The organism is Glaciecola sp. MF2-115, assembly GCF_047250385.1.
Taxonomy (GTDB): domain Bacteria; phylum Pseudomonadota; class Gammaproteobacteria; order Enterobacterales; family Alteromonadaceae; genus Glaciecola.
Window position 1 is genome coordinate 26,762 of the sequence record NZ_JBLBVM010000046.1, and the last position, 21,725, is coordinate 48,486.

At 41.6% G+C, this 21,725-nt stretch carries 13 protein-coding genes; 5 read left to right on the forward strand and 8 right to left on the reverse strand.

From position 1 onward, the window contains the following. Positions 1-737: 737 nt before the first annotated feature. The 4 genes from ACKLNX_RS06675 (at position 738) to ACKLNX_RS06690 (ending at position 10,202) form a co-directional block, all read left to right on the forward strand. Positions 738-1,574 carry a hypothetical protein gene (locus ACKLNX_RS06675; RefSeq protein ID WP_412971735.1) on the forward strand — a complete coding sequence of 279 codons (837 nt, stop codon included), beginning with the start codon at positions 738-740 and terminating at the stop codon, positions 1,572-1,574. A 454-nt stretch (positions 1,575-2,028) separates the two neighbouring features. Then, positions 2,029-6,405 (forward strand): two-component regulator propeller domain-containing protein, encoded by a 4,377-nt coding sequence (locus ACKLNX_RS06680; RefSeq protein WP_412971736.1) that lies wholly within the window; start codon positions 2,029-2,031, stop codon positions 6,403-6,405. After that, positions 6,398-8,185 (forward strand): EAL domain-containing protein, encoded by a 1,788-nt coding sequence (locus tag ACKLNX_RS06685; protein ID WP_412971737.1) that lies wholly within the window; start codon positions 6,398-6,400, stop codon positions 8,183-8,185. The genes ACKLNX_RS06680 and ACKLNX_RS06685 overlap by 8 nt, the downstream gene beginning before the upstream one ends. 379 nt (positions 8,186-8,564) lie before the next feature. Beyond that, the gene (locus tag ACKLNX_RS06690) at positions 8,565-10,202 is read left to right on the forward strand and encodes a serine hydrolase (protein WP_412971738.1); all 1,638 of its coding nucleotides are present in this window, start codon (positions 8,565-8,567) and stop codon (positions 10,200-10,202) included. 346 nt (positions 10,203-10,548) lie between these two features. Here the strand turns inward: ACKLNX_RS06690 and yghU are convergent, their stop codons facing one another. From yghU to ACKLNX_RS06730, 8 genes are all read right to left on the reverse strand, one after another. Next, positions 10,549-11,421, reverse strand: a complete 873-nt coding sequence (yghU, locus tag ACKLNX_RS06695; RefSeq protein WP_412971739.1) for a glutathione-dependent disulfide-bond oxidoreductase — start codon at positions 11,419-11,421, stop codon at positions 10,549-10,551. Between the two features lie 263 nt (positions 11,422-11,684). Then, positions 11,685-12,860, reverse strand: a complete 1,176-nt coding sequence (gene prpF, locus ACKLNX_RS06700) for a 2-methylaconitate cis-trans isomerase PrpF (protein WP_412971740.1) — start codon at positions 12,858-12,860, stop codon at positions 11,685-11,687. 14 nt (positions 12,861-12,874) lie between these two features. After that, a complete protein-coding gene (gene acnD, locus ACKLNX_RS06705; protein ID WP_412971741.1) occupies positions 12,875-15,463 on the reverse strand; it encodes a Fe/S-dependent 2-methylisocitrate dehydratase AcnD in 2,589 nt (862 codons plus the stop codon). Positions 15,464-15,624: 161 nt separating this feature from the next. Beyond that, positions 15,625-16,746 (reverse strand): 2-methylcitrate synthase, encoded by a 1,122-nt coding sequence (gene prpC / locus ACKLNX_RS06710; protein WP_412971742.1) that lies wholly within the window; start codon positions 16,744-16,746, stop codon positions 15,625-15,627. A 33-nt stretch (positions 16,747-16,779) separates the two neighbouring features. Further along, complete coding sequence (gene prpB, locus ACKLNX_RS06715) at positions 16,780-17,658, reverse strand: methylisocitrate lyase (protein ID WP_411694496.1); 879 nt, start codon at positions 17,656-17,658, stop codon at positions 16,780-16,782. 89 nt (positions 17,659-17,747) lie between these two features. Next, positions 17,748-18,404 carry a GntR family transcriptional regulator gene (locus ACKLNX_RS06720; protein ID WP_412971743.1) on the reverse strand — a complete coding sequence of 219 codons (657 nt, stop codon included), beginning with the start codon at positions 18,402-18,404 and terminating at the stop codon, positions 17,748-17,750. A 286-nt stretch (positions 18,405-18,690) separates the two neighbouring features. Next, on the reverse strand, positions 18,691-19,980 hold the full coding sequence (locus ACKLNX_RS06725) for an OmpA family protein (RefSeq protein ID WP_412971744.1): 1,290 nt from the start codon (positions 19,978-19,980) through the stop codon (positions 18,691-18,693). Between the two features lie 183 nt (positions 19,981-20,163). Continuing rightward, the gene (locus tag ACKLNX_RS06730) at positions 20,164-20,607 is read right to left on the reverse strand and encodes a transcriptional repressor (protein ID WP_411694499.1); all 444 of its coding nucleotides are present in this window, start codon (positions 20,605-20,607) and stop codon (positions 20,164-20,166) included. Between the two features lie 254 nt (positions 20,608-20,861). Here ACKLNX_RS06730 and nudC point away from each other — a divergent pair, with 254 nt between their 5' ends. Further along, a complete protein-coding gene (nudC, locus tag ACKLNX_RS06735; protein ID WP_412971745.1) occupies positions 20,862-21,674 on the forward strand; it encodes an NAD(+) diphosphatase in 813 nt (270 codons plus the stop codon). The last annotated feature ends 51 nt before the right edge of the window (positions 21,675-21,725 follow it).

The following is a 21,725-nucleotide window of genomic DNA, read 5'->3' on the forward strand; positions in this document are numbered from 1 at the left end:
CCTCTCAAAGCACTAGCACTTTTCTAATAACTTTGTTGTTTATGCCTCAATTGTCTTAGTTACTCTCTCAAAAAACCTCAAATTCCCATAAATTATCTCGATTTATTTGCAGATAAACTTCACTTTTCGTTTATATTCTGGTTCGATGCGGTTTTTAATTCAACTAAGTGTACTTCACCCCCTCTAAACATGCGGGTTCTATCTTAAAGTTCGTTATAATTTCTGTGTGTAGTTGATCACTTTATATCAGTGTAACAAGATTTTCTTTTTGCGTATCTACCTGTTTTATATTGATAATTTTGCGTTATTAGCGCTCATGTCAATTTGTTCGTTTAAATTCTTAGATCATTCGTTCAGAAACTAGCCACTTAACGTTAAAAAAATGTTAAACAGGTGTTGGGTTTATTCGCATGAGAACACTCACTTTTGCTGGAGAGTGCAAAATTTATACCGAAAGTGGCTAATATTTAACCTTATTAAGGTGTGGAATATTACGTCTAGAAATTATTTACGTATAAATTTTCATCTATAGGTATGTTTGTTTTCGGGGGCTGTGAGCGATCTCTCTAAAAAACAGCACAAAAGTTCAGGTTTTTTACTAATAATTTTGTTTACACGCCAAATTTTTGACGCATACTGAGATTCGAGTTCATCATTAATGCAAATCAACGATTAGATTGATCTTTTGGTGATGTACCCGACTCAACAATTAACGCAGTCAAAATTGGAACTTAGTTATGAAAAATCTCAAAATTATTAAAAAACAGAGAAGAATCAACAAGATAAAAACCGCAATTTTAGGTAGTGCACTCGCGTTTACCGCAGCAGCTTGGGGTGTATCAAATTTCTCAAGCGGTGAAGATTATATCTTACAGGGTGCAAGCCGCTCAGCATTGGTTTCTGCAGTACAAGCAGAAAACGGTGTCATTATTCACGAATTCAAAAATATCCAAGCCGTTTCAGCGAAGCTTACTGCTGAACAGATTCAAGGTATTGCTTCAAGGAATGCGATGATTCGCTTCTTCAATGAAGACGAACAAGTTGCACTATCTGCTGACCAGCTAGCGAAAGGGGTGATTTGGCCTGTAGCTGACCAGTCATTAGCAGGCGTGATTTGGCCTTCAGCTGACTCAAAAGCAAAAGGCGTGATTTGGCCCTCAGCTGACTCAAAAGCAAAAGGCGTGATTTGGCCTTCGGCTGATTCGAAAGCAAAAGGTGTCATTTGGCCTACAGCTGATCAATCAGTAGCAGGCGTAATTTGGCCTTCTGCTGACCAATTAGTAGCAGGCGTGATTTGGCCTTCTGCTGACTCAAAAGCAAAAGGCGTGATTTGGCCTTCGGCTGATTCAAAAGCAAAGGGCGTGATTTGGCCTTCAACTGATTCAAAAGCAAAAGGTGTCATTTGGCCTACAGCGGATCAATCAGTAGCAGGCGTGATTTGGCCTTCGGCTGATTCAAAAGCAAAGGGCGTGATTTGGCCTTCAACTGATTCAAAAGCAAAAGGTGTCATTTGGCCTACAGCTGATCAATCAGTAGCAGGCGTGATTTGGCCTTCAGCTGACCAGCTAGCATAAGGTCTTACTTGCCTGCAATAAGCGGTAACTAAGATATTTGGTTGAAAAGTGCTCAGTCATATCCCAATGATAAAATCACTTTTCTTCCCTATGCTTCAGTAGATTTCAAAGAAACGAAATAATAAACTGAATATAAATCATTTATTTAACAATATTAAAGGCCTACCAAGATATCCGTAGGCCTTTTTTCGTTTCTCCTTGCTAAAGTTATTTTGGTTTTGAATGGATAAATGTTTTAGACTCAATAATGACTTTAAGATACTGACTAGTTGCTTGCATGTTTTCGTTAATAATTAATAAGATACCAATGCGAAAGTGTTTGTTGTTCATATCATTGTTCTGCTGCGGGATACTATTAAGCTCCTCTCTCCAAGCAAAACTCTTTTATGACCGGCTCGCTCGAGACATCTCTTTCTCAACAATGAATGAACGCCATGCGCTTTCAGGTCCTGTAGTGAAAGATATTGAACAAGATGTTCAAGGATTTATTTGGATAGCTACCCAAGATGGCCTCAACAAATATGACGGTCAGAAAGTCACATTTTATAAACCAGACGCTGACAACGAAAACAGCCTCCCAGGAGGTTGGATAACTGATGTAATGTCGGATAGCGAAGGCCAATTATGGGTTGCAAGTAGATCCGGAGTGAGTCTCTACATACCCGAGATTGATGGTTTTTATAATTTTACAAACCCAGAAGAACACCCATTAGTCAAAGGTCTATCGTTTAGTGTTATTACACAAGTCTCAGAAGATAGAATATGGTTCGGTACATCGAATGGTGGTATCGCAGTCTTCGATATTGTTAAGTCTAAATTCATAGAGTTACTAGATACTGAGTCTGGACTTGCTTCCAATCACGTTTGGGATATTGTGACAGACGATGAGAGCAATATATGGGTAGCCACTGAAGGCGCTGGTTTGCTTTTCAGAGCTGCAGGAACAAGCAATTTTGTTGCCTTTAACCCTGATTCAGAAATTCCTTTACCTACCAATAAAATACGCTCAATCATGGTAGACAAAAATAAACAGCTCTGGGTTGGTTCGGTTAACTCTGGTTTATTTTTATTTGATAAAAATATAGGTGTAAAACAGCACTTTGTAACAGAAGCCGAAAATCCCTACAGCATTTGTTCAAACTCAATAAATGATATTTTTGAAGATAGTTACGGCGATATTTATTTTGCTACCTCGAGTGGCTTATGTGAGTGGAATGATAATTCGAATAGATTCTTCCGTCATGTACATAACGAATCCAGCAGATTAAGCTTAGTTGACGATAGGGTAGAAACTTTATTTCAAGATGCCGGTGGCGTACTTTGGGTTGGTACACACGTTGGTATTAACAAATGGAACCGCTCTTTCAGCTCATTCCAATTGGTTAATCGCCGAGTGCCAACTGGTCGTGATCTATCAAGTGATCTCATTTACTCGTTTGCGGAAGCTGAAAATGGCGATATGTATGTAGGTACATGGGATGATGGCATTAATGTTATTGATATTGATGAATCTACAATTACACATATTAAAGCTCAGCCTGGCGTTGAAGGTGCTCTTCAGGATGATCGAATCACGGCCTTACTCGTCGATTCACAACAAAATTTGTGGGTAGGAACATACCAAAGCGGCCTTCATTTTCGTAAGAAAGGCTCAAATTACTTCTCACAATATCTGCACGACCCTGACGATGAAGCAAGCCTAAGTTCCAACCTAATAAGTAAAATAATGGAAATTGGCAATGGTAATTTTGCCATCGGAACTTATGGTGGGGGCATTAACATCCTGAGTAGTTCTGGTGAAATTCAACGGTTCAGAAATGAGCGTGATAATCCAAAAAGTTTATCAAATGATAAAATTACGCACATGGTTCCAGGTCAGAATAATACAATTTGGATTGCAACAAACGGTGGTGGTATCAATCAATTTGATTTGGCCACTAAGGAGTTTTTGCGGCTTCCAATAGACGACCAAGATATATGGAGTTTACTATTTACTGAAGACAATCTCTGGTTTAGCACTAGCGAAAAGGGTGTTGGCCGAATTGCAGTCAAAGATTTAAACAATAAACTTTACAAAGTTAAATATATTGGAGAAAAACAGGGCTTAGAAACCAACTTCGCTTATGGGCTACTGACTTCTGGTAATGGTTATATTTGGGTAAGCACATCCAAGGGGATCAGTTTTATATCCTTGGAGAATGAGAAAGTTGTTAATTTTGACACCAGCCATGGCCTGCAGAGTAAGGACTTTAATAGTAGTGCCTTTTTCCAAGGTAAAGATGGTCGCATCTTCTTTGGTGGTTCGAATGGCTTTAACACCTTTATTCCGACTAATGTGCCAATGAACTTACACAAACCAAGAGTAGTGTTAACAGAATTTAATCGAATGAACGAGTCGATTCCTATTCATAGAGCATTTAATAGTGAAGGACAAATCGAGCTCAACGCAAACCAAACATACTTTGGGTTTAGTTTCGCAGCGCTTGATTATACCAAACCTGAATACAATCTATATCAGCATCGCTTTCAAGGAAGTGACAATGAATGGATAGATCTTACCAACTCCAATCAAGTTAACTTTTCCAATTTAGCAAACGGATATTATGTTTTCCAAGTAAGGGGAAGTAACAATGATGGCATTTGGTCTGACGAAATCCTGGAAATCCCGATCCTGGTAAACCCACCTTTCTACCGCTCATCCGTTGCTTACTTAACTTACTTTTGGGTCGCTGTTTTCATTGCTTACCGGTTATTTACGATGGCACAGCGTAAAAAATTAAAGCAAATCGCTTATAGCCTTGAACTTGAGAAAGAAGTTAACTTGCGAACCTCAGAGTTGGAACAAGCCAATAATCAACTGGCTATTGCAGTTGAAGAGACTAATAAAGCCAAAGATCTCGCGATTAAAGCAGCACAAGCGAAGTCTAATTTTCTAGCGATTGTAAGCCACGAAATAAGAACGCCAATGAATAGCATCATTGGTATGAGTGAACTTTTACTTACATCACAGCTCAACGAGAATCAAAAACGCTATGCCAACGCGGTAAGTCGTGCAGGTGAAAGTTTGTTGCAACTTATCAATGACATACTAGACCTTTCAAAAATTGAAGCGGATCAAATTGAACTTGAGAATCATGAGTTTGACTTACATGCATTAATTGAAGAGCTACTGTTTTTATTTTCCGTGAAAGCATCAGAAAAAGAGTTAGAGCTCGGTTACAGCATTTCCGAAGACTGTCCGCGGCATATAATGGGTGATGCTCATAGGTTGCGTCAGGTCATTTCGAATTTACTCAGCAACGCGATTAAATTCACATCCGCAGGCAGTATCAACTTAAATATTCAATATATCGATAAGCAGATACAAATTGCGGTGAAAGATACCGGCATTGGTATTGAGCAAGAACACTTCGAAAAAATATTCAACGAGTTTCAACAAGCAGATTCTACAACCACAAGAAATTTTGGTGGAACAGGCTTAGGATTGTCAATTACCCGCAAAATCGTAGAGAAGATGCTAGCGAAGATAGACGTTGCCTCAAACTTAGGAAAGGGCACTACCTTTACCGTGAGCTTGCCAGTTGTGCTGCCAAACAAGCAGCATCGCAGTGTATCTAAAGTCGAGAATCTGAATATACGTCCCGTCTTGTTAATCAGCGAGAATGATACCGTCTCGAAAATGATGCAAAATGCTTTTGAAAGGTTGCATGTTAATGCCGTTCTAACTTCAATAGAGGCTTTGCGTGACGATCTTACTCCAGCTGAAAATGCACTTATATTTATCGATCATCCAGACTTCTTAATGAATCGTGCTTTTATTTCGACGACTCTCGAAAATACTGAATATTGTGTATTGCTAAGAACAACAGAAAAGGCCGATGCCGTAAATGAGTTTGGTATGAGGCGTATCGAAAAGCCGATTCGTTTAGACTCTGTGCGTTCGGAAATTCTTTATGCCAGTGGTGATAGCGCGCAAGAGCATGAAACAAGCACAGAAGTGAATGAATTAAGCGAGAACAACTCTCGATTCAGTGCAAAAATACTACTAGTCGAAGACGTTGTTGCAAACCAAGACGTTGCTGTCACCATGATGGAGATGTTTGGTTGCGAAGTCGATATTGCTGACAACGGACAAGTGGCTGTCGATTTGTGTAAAAAGAATCGCTACGATCTCATATTTATGGATTTACACATGCCGGTAATGGATGGCTTAACAGCTACATGTATTATTCGTGAAAACGAGAAGTCATCAGCACAGTTAGAGCCAGTACCTATCATAGCTCTTACCGCCGGTGTTTTTGACGAAGAGAAAGGACTATGTCTTGAAATTGGTATGAACGACTTTATGTTGAAGCCATTCACAGCATCTCAGTTATTCAATATGATTGCTGAGCACATCCCAGAAAAACAGATCAAAATTAATCCATTAGAAATTCCACAAAACTCCCCAGTGAAGTTAACCATAGAAGTTGACGATTGGATTGATGCTGTTGCCGTGGAAAGCATCCGCGAAATTGAGGCTAGAACTGGCAAGAAACTCTATTTACGTGTCGCCGACTCTTTTAAAACGGTCATGGTCGAACAAATGCCTGCGCTTGTTGAGGCTTGCAAAGCCAATGATAGGACAAGTGCAATGGAGCTAGCACATGCCATGAAATCACTTTCTGGTAATGTCGGCACGATGACACTAACTCAGCTTCTATTGGCTATTGAAACTGCGGCAAAATCAAACCAAGTTATCGATGACACTGAAACCTTAGAAGAACTTGAACATGTTTTCGAGAAGTCACTCGAAAGTTTAGAAATTTTAATTGAGAAGATGTATGACTGAAAACTCGCTCGCTATTGACACTGACGCAACTGTATTGGTATGTGATGATGACCCAACTTATTTGTTGCTGATGGAAGAAACCTTAAGCAGTGACAATATGAAAGTTTTGACTGCAACCAACGGTATGGATGCGCTGAAGCTCTTCTTAAAGCACGAGCCAACTATTGTTTTACTCGATGTGCACATGCCAATGCTTAGTGGTTTTGAAGTGTGTGCAGAAATTAGAAAGCACCCTAGGGGCAAAGATACACCCATACTAATGGTAACAGGGGCCGACGACATTTCGTCCATCGAGAATGCTTATAAGAATGGTGCAACGGACTTTTTGCCAAAACCAATTAAATGGCCAATGGTTTCTCATAGAGTTCGTTACATGCTCAAAGGGAGTGAAAACCTATTAAACTTGAAACAGAGCGAAGAGAAAATGCGGAAGTTAGCTTACTTCGATGCATTGACAGGTTTGCCAAACAGACAGAGCTTAGACGATAGCTTAGAAGAAGCGGTGTGGTTTGCCGCAAAAGAGCAACAAAACCTTTGCATCATGTACATTGATTTAGACAACTTTAAGCGCATTAATGATACATTAGGTCATGAATTCGGCGACAAACTGCTGAAGAAGATAAGCGAAAAAATTTGCTTGTGTGTTAAAGACACAAATATTATGCCAAACGCCATCTTAGAAAGCAGCAATATAGAAGTATCCCGACTAGGTGGCGATGAGTTTATGATTTTGCTCAATAACACCCAAAAAGACGAAGATATTAAACGTGTCGCTCAATCATTAGTGAATTGTATTTCTGAGTTGGTCTCTATTGATGATTATGAAGTGGCGCTCACTCCGAGTATTGGTATTGCCATGTATCCCCGCGACGGTGCAAATGCCAGTGAGCTTAAGAAGCACGCTGACGTTGCAATGTACTATGCAAAAAGCATGGGCCGAAGCGGGTATCGTTTTTATGCTGAGTCGTTGAATGAAAACGCGATGAAGTTTTTGCAGATTGAAGGTTGTCTTCGAAATGCCTTAAACAACGATGAATTTACTTTGCACTATCAGCCGCAAGTTTGCCTTAAGAAGAACGAAATAATTAGCGTAGAGGCCTTGTTACGTTGGAATAGCCCCGAGTTAGGCTGTGTTACACCGAGCGAGTTCATTCCAGTAGCAGAAGACTCTGGCATTATTAATGAGTTAGGTGAATGGGTAATGCGCAAGGCTTGTTTGCAGGCCAAAGAATGGCAGGACTTAGGCATGCAAAACTTTAGAGTCTCGGTTAACCTGTCGAGTATTCAATTCAAACGCGCGTCGTTATTGAAAATGATTAAACGCGCCTTGGATGATAGCGGTTTACCTGCTTCACTCTTAGAAATAGAATTGACTGAAAGCGCTATAATGAATGATGTAGAACAGAATATCATTCGACTAAATCAAATAAGAGATATGGGTGTTGCTATCTCAATCGACGATTTTGGTACAGGATATTCGTCCCTTAGCTACTTGAAGAAATTCCCGATTCATACCCTAAAAATTGATCGTTCGTTTGTTATAACGATTGATTCCGATCCGGATGATGCAGCAATTGTTGAAGCTATTATTGCTCTAGCTACAACTTTGAAACTGACGGTTATTGCAGAGGGCGTTGAGACTCACGGCCAACTCAAATCACTTAATGGTTTTAAGTGCGATGTTATCCAAGGTTTTTATTTCAGTAGACCCGTACCAGCGGACGAAATAACAAAGCTGATGGAGCGTCCTTTAGACTCGGCTTTGTTCGAGAATATTTAGCAAACTGAGTCATCGTTGCGAAAGCTCCGCCATCGTTGCGAAAGCCTCGTCATCCTTGCGAAAGCTTCGTCATCCTTGCGAAGGCAAGGACCTCCAGCCCTAACACTGGTAGTAAATCCGGTGTATTCTTGCCTGCGCATTATACTGTTCGTTTAAGGTTAAAAAGCTTTCTGTCTTTACTTCGAAGGCAGTAATCGCCATCTATTTACACGATGCTAAAATTGATAAATTCAGTATAAAGGCTTAAACGAACGCTGATAACTATTGTGACACTAAGTCGCATTCACGCCCCAGAAACTTGATTAATTATCAATGAGTTCCTACACTCATTTTGATAATAAGGTTTATCACAATTTGTTGATCAAGGGATAAGGGACTAATGAAAAACTATATTTTTATTTTATTTTTACTGGCGTGCTCATTTTCAAGCCAAGCAGCCGATACCTCCGAACAGTTTGACGAGCTTCTAAACAAGTTATTTGAGCCAGGTGGGCCCGGCGGAGTTGCTTTAGTGATCAAGGATGGTAAGCCAATTTATCGCAAAGCTTTTGGCATGGCAGACTTGGAATTAAATGTCAAAATGACGCCAGACAATATTTTTCGTATTGGATCTATAAGCAAACAATTCACTGCTGTCGCGATTCTAAAGTTAGCTGAAGAAGGTAAGATTGATTTAAATGCCGACATCACTGAGTACGTAAAGGATTACCCAACTCACGGGTACTCAATCACCATAAAGCATTTGTTAAACCACACTTCAGGCATCAAAAGTTATACAGGAATGCAGAAGTGGGATGCTGAGGAACGAAAAAGAGATTTTACGCCAATTGAACTGATTGATTACTTTAAAAATGAGCCGATGGATTTTGCGCCCGGAGAGCAGTTCAAGTACAACAATTCAGGTTACGTTTTGTTGGGCCATATCATTGAACTAGTGTCCGGTGATACTTATGCCAATTACATTGAAAACCACCTTTTCAAACCCTTGGGCCTTAAAAATTCGCACTACGGTTCAACCTCCAAAATAATCAAAAACCGCGCATCAGGTTATGACAAGGCGGATGATACCTATAAGAACGCTGATTTTTTAAGTATGACTCAGCCTTATGCTGCAGGCTCACTGCTTTCGACGGTCGATGATGTATACGCATGGTATATGGCGATAATGAATGATCAAGTCATTAGTAAAGAAAGCCGAAAGATGGCACATCAAATGGGCGTTCTCAATAATGGCGACAATATAGACTATGGATTTGGTTGGTTCATTGGCAACATTCAAGGTTCACCTTTGGTTGAACATGGTGGTGGTATTAATGGCTATTTAACTTCCTCATTGCTGCTGCCTAAAGAAGATGTGTTTGTAGCGGTATTCTCCAATTGTAATTGTAATTCGCCAGGCGCGGGAACCGCCAATAAAATAGCGGCCATAGCTATTGGAAAGCCTTTCAGTTGGGATAAGATTAAGTTAAAAGAGGACGAGTTAAGATCGTATCAAGGGGTGTACGAAAAGAGCGCTGATGATGTTCGAATTTTTACGTTTGAAGATGGACAATTGTATTCTTTGAGAAGCGGAGGAATGCGCTATAAGATTCATCCATTTGCCAAAGATCAATTCTTCTTTGAAGACGGTGTAGTAAGTTTGAACTTCAATCGAGATAGTAATGGCGAGCTGAGTTCAGTCACCTTAAAAAGCACGGGACAAGATCAAGTTTGGATGAAAACGGACAAACCTCTTCCTTCAGTGTCTGTAGTTGATTTGGACGAGAAAGTATTCAAAACATATATAGGAAAGTATGAATTAGCTCCCAATTTTCATATTAATATCTTCAGTAAAAGTGGCCAAATGTTTGTCGTAGCTACTGGCCAAGAAGAGGTTGAACTTCTAGCCATAGGTGATAATAAATTGATGCTCAAGAACACAGATATCAAAATAACGATGAATAGCAGTGAGGATGGAGTTGTCGATAGCTTGACCTTGCATCAAAATGGTGACCATTTGGCGAAGAAAATAGAGTGATTTGAAAAGCGAGTTCTATTCGAAAAAGGTGCGGCCTTTGTGAGGGGGCCGCTTTAAAAATAGCACCGTTATTCTTGCGAAGGCAAGGACCTCCAGCCCTCAACACAGATGGTAAACTGAGGACATTATTGCCTTCGCAATGTACTGTTCGTTTTAGCCTTTTACTGAATTTATCAGTTTTTGCATCGTAGTCGATAGAAGGAGATTACTGCCTTCGCAGTAATGACGGTAGGCTAAATGAACAGTTCTATGCCTTCGCAGTAATGACGGTAGGCTAAATGAACAGTTCTATGCCTTCGCAGTAATGACGGTAGGCTAAACGAACAGTATTGTGCCTGCGCAGTAACTACTCACTATCTTCGACTTTATCCTGTGTCTTCGTGTCGAAGTCACTTGCATCATGTCGTTCATGCAATTGACCTGATGGGTCGCCCCAAGTGCGGTTGACCATTTTAGCTCGTTTTACCTGAGGGCGAGCATCGATGGCTCTGGTCCATCTTTGAACGTTTTTGTAGTCTTCGACTTGCAAGAACTCGCCAGCTTCATACAACTTACCTAAAGCTAAACCACCGTACCAAGGCCAAATGGCCATATCGGCAATAGTGTACTCATCTCCACTTATGAACTCATTATCTGCCAACTGACGGTCTAATACGTCCAACTGACGCTTAACTTCCATCGCATAGCGATCGATTGGATATTGATACTTCTCCGGAGCGTACGCATAGAAGTGACCAAAGCCACCACCAAGCATTGGTGTTGCACCCATTTGCCACATTAGCCATGACATTGTTTCAGCTCGTTTGACTGGGTCTTTAGACAAGAAGGCATCAAACTTATCTGCTAAATAAAGCAAAATTGAGCCCGACTCAAAAACACGAGTTGGTGTTTTGGTAGTATGGTCAACTAAAGCGGGAATCTTTGAGTTTGGGTTTGCACCAACAAAGCCGCTGGTGAATTGTTCGCCTTCCATAATATTGACTAAGAACGCGTCGTACTCTGCGCCTTTTTCGCCTTTTGCTAATAATTCTTCGAGCATCATGGTGACTTTGACACCATTGGGTGTAGCAAGTGAGTAAAGTTGCAAAGGATGTTTGCCAACAGGCAATTCTTTTTCTGAAGTAGGGCCAGCAACAGGTCGATTGATATTTGCGAACTTACCGCCACTTTCGCTATCCCATGTCCATATTTTCGGTGGTGTGTATGTTGGATCTGCCATGTTATCTTCCTTTTATTTGAAAAGCTTCTACGACAAATTTTTCGTAAGTTGTCGACTGAGTTTACTTTTTAGATTTCAATATGTGCTTATAAGAACTTGCTTGCGCGAAAAAGATTTCAAAAACGCAAAAGTCATGTGGTTTAACGCACATGACTTTTCTTTTGCGAAGTCTTAATACGATATCGGGACGCGAATAGCTCAAATCAAGACTCATTCCCTGCTAACTAGCACAGAGCCTTCGGAAGAGACCAGTGGTAAAGCTATCAATCAATACTCGGTAGACGAACATTTCCTTCCATTAACACTCGAGCACTGCGGCTCATGCTAACGCGATCAACAACCCAATTACCGTCCTGATTTTCGGCTTTAGCGCCCACTTTTAACGTACCTGAAGGGTGGCCAAACGTCACTGACTCACGGTCACCGCCGCCCGCTGCTAAGTTCACCAATGTACCTGGAATAGCAGCAGCCGTGCCGATAGCAACAGCTGCAGTGCCCATCATGGCATGATGTAACTTACCCATCGACAAAGCGCGCACATTTAAATCAATATCGGATACTTCAATGTTTTTACCGCTTGAAGACACATACTTTTTTGGCTCTGAGACGAAGGCTATTTTAGGCGTATGTTGTCTTGCGACTGCTTCATCAGGGTGAACAATTAGCCCCATTTTCACTGCGCCGTGAGCTCGAATCATTTCAAATTTAGCGAGCGCCGCTTCATCGTTATTTATCGCATCTTGCAGTTCTGTACCAGTGTACCCAAGTTCGTCAGCATTTAAGAATAATGTAGGAATACCAGCATTAATCATCGTGACTTTGAATGAACCAATATTCGGCACATCTAAAGTATCAATAAGGTTTCCTGAAGGGAAAATATCACCTTCACCGTCAGCTGGGTCTACAAATTCAATTTTTACTTCAGCGGCAGGGAAAGTAACACCATCCAGTTCAAAATCACCGGTTTCTTGCACTTCACCATTGGTAATAGGCACATTCGCAATGATTGTTTTCTTGATGTTAGCTTGCCAGATCCTAACAACGGCAATTCCGTTGTCAGGGATGCGCGCTGCATCGACTAAACCATTGCTGATGGCAAAAGAGCCCACAGCAGCAGTTAAGTTACCGCAGTTACCGCTCCAATCAACAAAGGGCTTATCAATAGCAACTTGACCAAACAAGTAATCAACATCGTGATCTGCTTTATCACTTTTGCTGAGTAAAACAGTTTTACTCGTGCTTGATGTTGCACCGCCCATACCGTCGGTATGTTTTGCATATGGATCGGGGCTACCGATAACGCGCAACAATAGCTGATCACGATAGTCGCCAGCAACTTGGGCTTTTTCAGGTAAATCGCTCACCTTGAAAAAGACACCTTTGCTAGTACCGCCACGCATATACGTAGCAGGTACTTTCATTTGTGGTTTAAAGCTCATTGCTTAGCTCCGTATTAAACTGTGGCTTCTAAAAAGTCTTGTGCAAAGCGCTGTAAAACACCGCCAGCTTCGTAAATAGAGACTTCTTCAGCAGTATCCAATCGACACTTCATTGGCACTTTCAGTACTTCACCATTCTTGCGAGTGATAACTAGCGTTAGTTTTGAACCCGGAGTCGGCGTGCCTTCAACGTCAAAGCTTTCTGAACCGTCAATCTCCAAGGTCTTTCTAGTTGTGCCTGCTTCGAATTCAAGTGGCAATACGCCCATACCGATGAGGTTAGTACGGTGAATGCGCTCAAAACCTTCAGCAGCGATAACTTGAACGCCTGCCAAGCGAACACCTTTTGCAGCCCAATCACGTGAAGAGCCTTGGCCATAGTCGGCGCCTGCCACAATGATAAGTGGCTGCTTGCGTTCCATGTAAGTTTCAATCGCTTCCCACATGCGAGTGACTTTGCCTTCTGGCTCAAGCCATGTGAGTGAACCTTCTTTCATTTTACCGTCAACCACTGCCATTTCGTTCTTTAAACGCGGGTTGGCAAAAGTTGCGCGTTGCGCTGTTAAATGATCACCACGGTGAGTTGCATAGGAGTTGAAGTCAACTTCAGGCAAGCCCATTTTATGTAAGTATTCACCCGCGGCACTATCCATTTGAATAGCGTTCGATGGAGAAAGGTGATCAGTTGTGATGTTGTCACCTAGCACAGCCAATGCACGCATGCCTTTCATGCTGCGCTCGCCCGCTAGAGCACCTTCCCAATATGGAGGACGGCGGATATAAGTACTTTGTGGACGCCATTCATATAATGGGTCGTTGTCTTCCCCATAGTCGACAGTCAGGTCGAACATTGGGTTATACACTTTACGGAATTGTTCAGGTTTCACGCTCGTTTTAATAACCGAATCAATTTCTTCATCCGTTGGCCAGATATCTTTAAGGCGAATATCGTTTCCGTCCGCATCTTTGCCAAGTACGTCTTTTTCTATATCAAAGCGGATCGTGCCAGCAATAGCATATGCGACAACTAACGGTGGACTTGCTAAAAATGCTTGGTTTGCTTGTGGGTGAATACGGCCATCAAAGTTACGGTTACCCGATAAGACAGCAGTTGCGTATAAATCACGCGATTTAATTTCTTCAGCAATTTTTGGATCGAGTGCACCACTCATGCCGTTACATGATGTACATGCAAAGGCAACAACGCCAAAACCGAGATTCTCTAGTTCAGGTAATAGCCCAGCTTCTTCTAAGTACAGTTGTACCGCTTTTGAACCTGGTGCCAATGAACTCTTCACCCAAGGTTTACGCAATAGACCTAGCTTATTCGCATTGCGCGCAATGAGGCCGGCAGCAATCATATTGCGTGGGTTACTGGTGTTCGTGCAACTGGTAATTGCCGCGATTATAACCGCACCATCAGGCATTTTGCCTTCTTCATTTTCCACGATACCACTGATGCCTTTTGAGGCTAAATCAGCGGTAGAAACGCGGCTGTGAGGGTTCGACGGACCAGCAATGTTGCGTCCCACAGACGACAAATCAAAACTGAGTACGCGTTCGTATTCAGCTGTCTCTAAATCGTCAGCCCATAAACCTGTTTCTTTCGCATACTGTTCAACTAACTTAACTTGATCGTCTTCACGACCAGTCAGTGTTAAATAGTCGATAGTTTGTCTGTCAATGTAGAACATAGCCGCTGTTGCGCCATATTCAGGTGTCATATTAGAAATAGTCGCGCGATCACCCAAAGTTAGGTGTTTGGTACCTTCACCGTAAAACTCCAAATAAGAAGAAACCACTTTTTGCGCACGCAAGTATTCAGTCAAAGCTAAAACAATATCGGTTGCGGTGATCCCAGGTTGTGGTTTGCCAGTTAATTCAACGCCAATGATATCTGGTAATCGCATGTATGAAGCACGACCTAACATCACGCTTTCTGCTTCCAAACCACCAACACCGACTGCAATAACGCCAAGTGCGTCTACCATCGGTGTATGGCTGTCGGTGCCTACTAAAGTGTCGGGAAATGCGACGCCGTCTCTTGCTTGAATGACTGGCGACATACGTTCCAAGTTAATCTGATGTAAGATACCGTTACCTTGAGGGATCACGTCAACATTTTTAAATGCTGTCTTAGTCCAATTAATAAAATGGAAACGGTCTTCGTTACGACGATCTTCGATTGCTCTATTTTTTGCAAAAGCATCTTTGTCATTTCCGCCGTACTCTACTGCTAAAGAGTGGTCAACAACGAGTTGAGTAGGCACAACTGGGTTTACTTGTGCAGGATTGCCACCTTTTGCAGCAATGGCGTCACGTAAACCAGCTAAGTCGACAAGTGCGGTTTGCCCTAGTATGTCATGACATACAACGCGAGCTGGAAACCAAGGAAAATCTAAATCACGCTTACGTTCAATAATCTGATTAAGGCAATCTTTGAGCATTGCTGGATCGCATTTTCTGACTAAGTTTTCAGCCAATACTCTTGATGTATAAGGTAAGGTTTCGTATGCACCGGCTTTTAAATCGTTCACGGCTTGTCGTGTATCAAAGTAGTCAAGTTGACTGTTTGGTAGGGGCTTTCTGTAATCGTAGTTCATGACAAATCCTATGGTTGGTTTGTTATCTTTTGCTTATGAACTCACTGGTGAGTGCGTTTTGATAATACCTCGAAGAGGAGTTCATTGGCTGTTAACAACTAATGTCTGGCTTGCAAGGCTCTCTTACGAGAGCCTTTAATGAGATAAATTATGCGCAACGACTATCTGTTTTCAATTGCAACAACAGGACGCAATTCTTCACCGGTGTAGTCTGCCGATGGACGAATAATGCGGTTGTCCGCACGCTGCTCCATTACGTGTGCTGCCCAACCAGTTAGGCGAGACATTACAAATATAGGTGTAAACAACTTCGTTGGTATTTTCATGAAGTTGTAAGCAGATGCATGGAAGAAATCTGCGTTGCAGAATAAGCCCTTTTCGCGCTTCATTACTTCTTCACATCTTACTGATGCTGCATAAAGTACTGTATCGCCGACATCTTTAGACAACTTTTCAGACCATGCTTTGATGATATCGTTGCGTGGGTCAGAATCAGAGTAAATCGCGTGGCCAAAGCCCATGATTTTCTCTTTGCGTTCTAGTTTGCCCATCATTTCTTTTTCTGCATGATCTGCAGACGTGAATCCTTCAATCATTTCCATTGCTGCTTCATTCGCGCCGCCATGCAATGGTCCGCGAAGTGAACCGATAGCGCCTGTAATGCAAGAATGCATATCAGACAAGGTAGAAGCACAAACGCGAGCTGTAAATGTAGATGCATTGAACTCATGCTCTGCATATAGAATAAGAGAAACATGCATCACTTGCTCATGCAATTCGTTTGGCTTTTCACCATGCAACATATGTAGGAAATGCGCACCGATTGAATCATCATCCGTTTCAACATCAATGCGTACACCATCATGCGAGAAGCGGTACCAGTAACAAATGATGCTTGGGAAACAAGCTAACATGCGGTCAGTTACTTGATCTTGCTGAGTGAAGTCAGCTTCCATCTCCAAGTTACCAAGCATAGAACAACCCGTTCTTAACACGTCCATTGGATGAGCGTCAGCAGGAATGCGTTCTAACACTTCTTTTAGTGCTGTTGGTAGTCCGCGCATACCTTTCAGAGTTACTTTATATGCATCAAGTTCAGTCTGTGTCGGTAATTTGCCCTTTAGAATTAGGTAAGCAACTTCTTCAAATTGACATTTTTCAGCAAGATCTTTTACGTCATAACCACGGTAAGTGAGTCCTGAACCTGATTGACCCACTGTTGATAAGGCTGTTTTACCAGCTACTTGACCGCGTAATCCTGCGCCACTAAGTACTTTTGCCATTTTTTTTGTCTCCGTAAATTCTATCGGTCTAAATTAAAGATTTTTGTTTTCTGCGAACAAAGCGTCTAGCTTTTGCTCATAATCGTGGTAGCCAAGGTAGTCATATAAATCCATACGAGTTTGCATCGCATCAACTACGGCTTTTTGATCGCCCTTTTCAAGAATGGATGTGTACACCATTTCTGCGGCTTTATTCATTGCTCTGAAAGCGCTCAGTGGGTAAAGGACCATTGCAGCACCCCATTCTCCCAATTGCTCTTTGTTCCATAGTTCAGTTTGACCAAACTCGGTTATGTTAGCCAAAATAGGAACGTCTAAGGCGTCGGCGAATGCGCGATAATGTTCTTCTGTTTTCACAGCTTCTGCAAAAATACCGTCAGCACCCGCGGCAACGTAAGCTTTTGCACGCTCAATAGCAGCCTCAAGGCCTTCTTGAGCGAATGAGTCAGTACGAGCCATGATGAAGAAGTCAGGATCAATGCGAGCGTCAACGGCCGCTTTTATTCTGTCTACCATTTCTTCAGTGCTAACAATGGCTTTATTCGGTCGGTGACCACAACGTTTTTGAGCAACTTGGTCTTCCATATGCACAGCAGCTGCGCCTGCTTTTTCCATATCGCGGATCGTTTTTGCGATGTTGAATGCGCCGCCCCAACCAGTGTCTATATCTACTAATAATGGTAAGTCGCAAGCAGAGGTAATACGGTTAACATCAACGAGTACATCATTCAAAGAAGTCATGCCTAGATCAGGCAAACCGTAAGAAGCATTCGCTACGCCGCCGCCTGAAAGGTAAATTGCTTGGTGACCGATTTTCTTTGCCATCATTGCTGAGTAAGCATTAATAGTACCTACTATTTGAAGGGGAGTATTGTCAGCAAGTGCCTGACGAAATTTTTTACCTGCGCTCATGTTTGCCTCGTTTATTTATAAGTTTATTTATAAGTTTATTTATCAGTTTCTTTATAAAGAAAATGAAAATTAAAAACTGACAAGCTATCTTATTTTAGCCTAGCTTCAATATTTTGCTTTGAATAAAGAATGTGCCTACGCATTAGCATCTCTGCTAGTTCTTCATCGCGATTACTGATGGCCTGCACAATATTCTTGTGTTCATCAAAAGCCGTGGTGACTCGTGGCCCTGTCATGCCTAGCTGCACTCGGTACATGCGAATTAGGTGATAGATGCCATTAATGAGTAACGATATAAGGTGATCATTCTTGCTGCCAACAATGATGCGATAATGAAAGTCGACATCACCAGCTTCTTGATAATAAGTTTCGCTTCCTTTCACTTCTTCAAAGTGACTATTTAGCAAACCCTTCAGATCTTTAATTTCATCGTCGCTCATGTTTTTGGCTGCTAATCTTGCAGCCATTCCTTCTAAGGATTCTCTCACTTGGTATAGTTGAATAAGTCCTTGTGGCGTTAAGGCAACTACTCTTGCACCCACATTCGGTTTTCGTTCAACCAGATGACAGCTTTCCAGGCGGTTAATAGCTTCTCGAACGACAGCTCGACTAACACCATACTTTGTCGACAATTCCATCTCACTCAATTTACTACCAGCAATAATCTCACCTTCCACAATGTCTTTTCTCAGTTGGAAAAAGGTTTTGTCTGCACCAGTGATAGCCTGTTCGGTAAATGAGCTCATTAAATTTGTCTATCTGCCTTAATTGTCGACAATATAGACGTTATAGGTGCTTTGGTCAAGTTTTAAGGCTTGTTTTGTCGACAATGTGACTAAGGTATTAGACTGGCATAAAGTATTTAGAGCTTGGATTATTCTGTTTCAACGGAGAAGGGGTGACGAGCGATGGGCTTTTATTGAAAAAGACGTTAATGAGCCATTATTTAACGAGCTATTATTAAAGGTAAAAAAAACGCCAACTATTAAAGTTGGCGTCTGCATGTATTACTTAAAGTAATTTGTTACGAAATTAACGAGCCGCTTTAGTTTTTACTTTAGTTGAAACTTTAATTTCAATGCGACGGTTAATTTTATGTGCTTCTGCTGTGTTAGCAGGATCTTTCAATTGTGTTTCACCGAAACCTTGTGCTTGTAAGCGAGTTCCGTCAAGACCATATTTGGTGATGAGCATTTGCTTAACAGCGTCGGCACGTTTTTGTGAAAGGAACTGATTGTATTCAGCACGACCTACTGATGAAGTATGACCTTCAATAACAGCGATTGTATTACCGTAACGGTTCATGAATTCAACAAACTCTACAAACTCTTGTGAATCTGGGTTTTCGATTTTGCTGCTGTTATTAGCGAATAGAACGTCAATTGCGATCGACACTTCTTTTTCTACTAATACACTACAACCATCGGCATCAACTTTGTCAGTCATTGGTGTATCAAGGCACTTGTCCTTACTATCCAACACACCATCAGAGTCTTTATCTAAGTCTACTGCACAGCCTTTGGCATTTACTTCAGTACCAGCAGGTGTGTTCGGGCATGAATCGTTAATATCTAAAACGCCATCGTTATCAGCGTCTTTGATTTCACAACCGTTCGCAGACACTTTCGCGCCAGCAGGAGTGTTAGGACATTGGTCAACAGAGTTTAAAACACCGTCTTTATCCATATCAACGCTACAACCAGTAGCATCAACAACTGTACCTGCAGGAGAAGCAGGGCAACGGTCTACAGCGTCATAAACGCCATCGTTGTCTGAATCTTTGCGCACTGGAGCAGAACTAGTTTGGCCGAAGATATAAGCTAAACCAAGCTTAGCGCTATATTCGTTGTAAGCTTGACCGAAATCACGGTAACCCGCTAATTCAGTGATAACGCGTACGTTTTCGCTAACTTCCCAGTGTTTACCAACACCGTAGCTCATCATGCGATAGTTATCTTCAATAGACTGTTCACGTAAACCACCGAAGAAATAGGCTGCTTCATTGTCTAAGAAGTACATTGCATCAGCACCCAACATAACACCGTCATCACCAAAACCTGGACGGTTAGGGCCTACCATGTCAAGAAATATGCGAGAAAGTTCGAAACGGATACCCCAGTTAGGATCGAAGCGAAAACCTAATTCGCCACCTAATGTTTTACCGTCGTCTAAATAACCCAAAGGCTCAGGCTTATCTGAATCTGGAGCGTAATACTGAGCAAAACCACCAACCCAGTTTTCGTAGGATGGAGCTTCTTGAGCTTGCGTGTTTGCAGACATTGTTGCAATTGCAACTGCTGTGAAAAGCATTGAGCGTTTCATTTTATGACTTCCTTTTTATCCAAATAAGTATTGTTGTTATAGCGATGTAATTATCGCTTAAATTACAAGCGATTCCAACCAAAGCTTCGGATCTTTAAGGATTTTATTGATATTTCGCAACAAATGGAGGGTATTGTAGGTTTTTTACCGACTTTAGTCGCAAAAATGAGACACTCACTTTTTCTATTGGCATTTTTGGCAAACGCCATGCGCTTCAATGGTTTGACGGACGATCATGAAATCGTTCTGCTCGGCTTGAGCTTCGAGCGTTTCCTTCACACCAGCGCTTTGAATTTCTTGAACATCACCACAGGTATCGCAAATAAGAAACTGCACCGGGTGACTGCAGCCGAAGTGATGACAGGCCATAAATGCATTAGTGGATTCGACTTTGTGCACAAGGCCCAAATCAAGGAAAAAATCTAAAGCTCGATAAACCGTAGGAGGTTTAGCATTGTCTTCAGTTTTGCGTAATTCGTCTAATAAATCATAGGCACCAATTGCACTTTCTTGATTTAAAAGAATTTCATATACACGCTCACGAAGCGGCGTGAGACGGGCCCCTTTCACTTCGCAATATGACTTTGCTTTAACCAAAAGTGCTTGATTTTGTTTGGATAAGACCAAGTTTATTTTCCTGTTTTGAGCATTTTTTAATACATTTGAATTACAGCGCAGAGTATAACACCGGAGTGCGCTTCGACAATAGTAAATAAGAGACATTTATTTAACACAACTTTTATGAACACTGTGCATTTCTGCAATCTAATTAATCATTTTTTTAGGATGCACTTACCTTTGCAAAATCACAGATATTAATATAGTTTTAGCACCCTTAAACGAATGCTCATCACACTGTCTGAGCAATAAGAAGGTTAGCTATGCGGTCCATGATAAAAACCAAACGCTATTTTATTTTTTCTAATGACAGATTATTAGTGCCAGCGGAAGCTGACTTAAGCGCCGGTATTCATTTACTCGCCGATCTTGCCGAAGAAATATTTGCTGAATACGCCAAGCAAGCAGTGCACATCCACAGCAATGATGATGTTGAGCATCACCTTGTCGATATGCAAAAAGAAATTCTTGAACATGAATCTGTGCGTTCAATTAGTTTGCGTGAAGTTGTTATGACAATGCCAAAAGCCGACTTTCAACATGTTGCTCAGGCATGGCAATACGCCGTCTTTTTAAGAACTCATCAGTTCTGTGGGCGATGTGGTTCACGAATGAGCCGTGTTTCATGGGAAATGGCGATGCATTGTCACACATGTAATCACCGTTGCTACCCGCGTGTTTCTCCTTGCATCATTGTGGCAATCCGCAATGGGAATAAAATCTTGCTTGCACAGGGCGAGCGCCAGAAAGAGTCTGGGTTCTTTTCTACCTTAGCGGGTTTTGTAGAAAGTGGTGAAACATTGGAAGAAGCTGTGCATCGCGAAGTGTTTGAAGAAGTTGGCCTAAAAGTGAAAAACGTAGAGTACTTTAATAGCCAGCCATGGCCGTTCCCGCACTCTTTGATGGTTGGTTACTTGGCGGAATTCGATAGCGGCGATATACAAGTGGATGGTGAGGAAATTATTGAAGCGCATTGGTTTGATATCGATAATCTACCCAATGTGCCACCAAAATATTCGATTGCAGGAAGATTAATTGAAGAAACGCGAAAAAGAATGCAAAAAAAGTCGGTATAATAGGATGTAAGTTTGCTTGGAATAGATAAAGTGTAGGCAAAGGCTGATCTC

Excerpts from the sequence above, each read along its gene's own strand:
- ACKLNX_RS06685 (WP_412971737.1), top strand. The coding sequence starts at position 6,398 with ATGACTGAAAACTCGCTCGCTATTGACACTGACGCAACTGTATTGGTA.
- prpF (WP_412971740.1), bottom strand. The coding sequence starts at position 12,860 with ATGAGCTTTAAACCACAAATGAAAGTACCTGCTACGTATATGCGTGGC.
- ACKLNX_RS06720 (WP_412971743.1), bottom strand. The coding sequence starts at position 18,404 with ATGAGCTCATTTACCGAACAGGCTATCACTGGTGCAGACAAAACCTTT.
- nudC (WP_412971745.1), top strand. The coding sequence starts at position 20,862 with ATGCGGTCCATGATAAAAACCAAACGCTATTTTATTTTTTCTAATGAC.
- ACKLNX_RS06690 (WP_412971738.1), top strand. The coding sequence starts at position 8,565 with ATGAAAAACTATATTTTTATTTTATTTTTACTGGCGTGCTCATTTTCA.
- yghU (WP_412971739.1), bottom strand. The coding sequence starts at position 11,421 with ATGGCAGATCCAACATACACACCACCGAAAATATGGACATGGGATAGC.
- ACKLNX_RS06675 (WP_412971735.1), top strand. The coding sequence starts at position 738 with ATGAAAAATCTCAAAATTATTAAAAAACAGAGAAGAATCAACAAGATA.
- prpC (WP_412971742.1), bottom strand. The coding sequence starts at position 16,746 with ATGGCAAAAGTACTTAGTGGCGCAGGATTACGCGGTCAAGTAGCTGGT.
- ACKLNX_RS06725 (WP_412971744.1), bottom strand. The coding sequence starts at position 19,980 with ATGAAACGCTCAATGCTTTTCACAGCAGTTGCAATTGCAACAATGTCT.
- prpB (WP_411694496.1), bottom strand. The coding sequence starts at position 17,658 with ATGAGCGCAGGTAAAAAATTTCGTCAGGCACTTGCTGACAATACTCCC.
- acnD (WP_412971741.1), bottom strand. The coding sequence starts at position 15,463 with ATGAACTACGATTACAGAAAGCCCCTACCAAACAGTCAACTTGACTAC.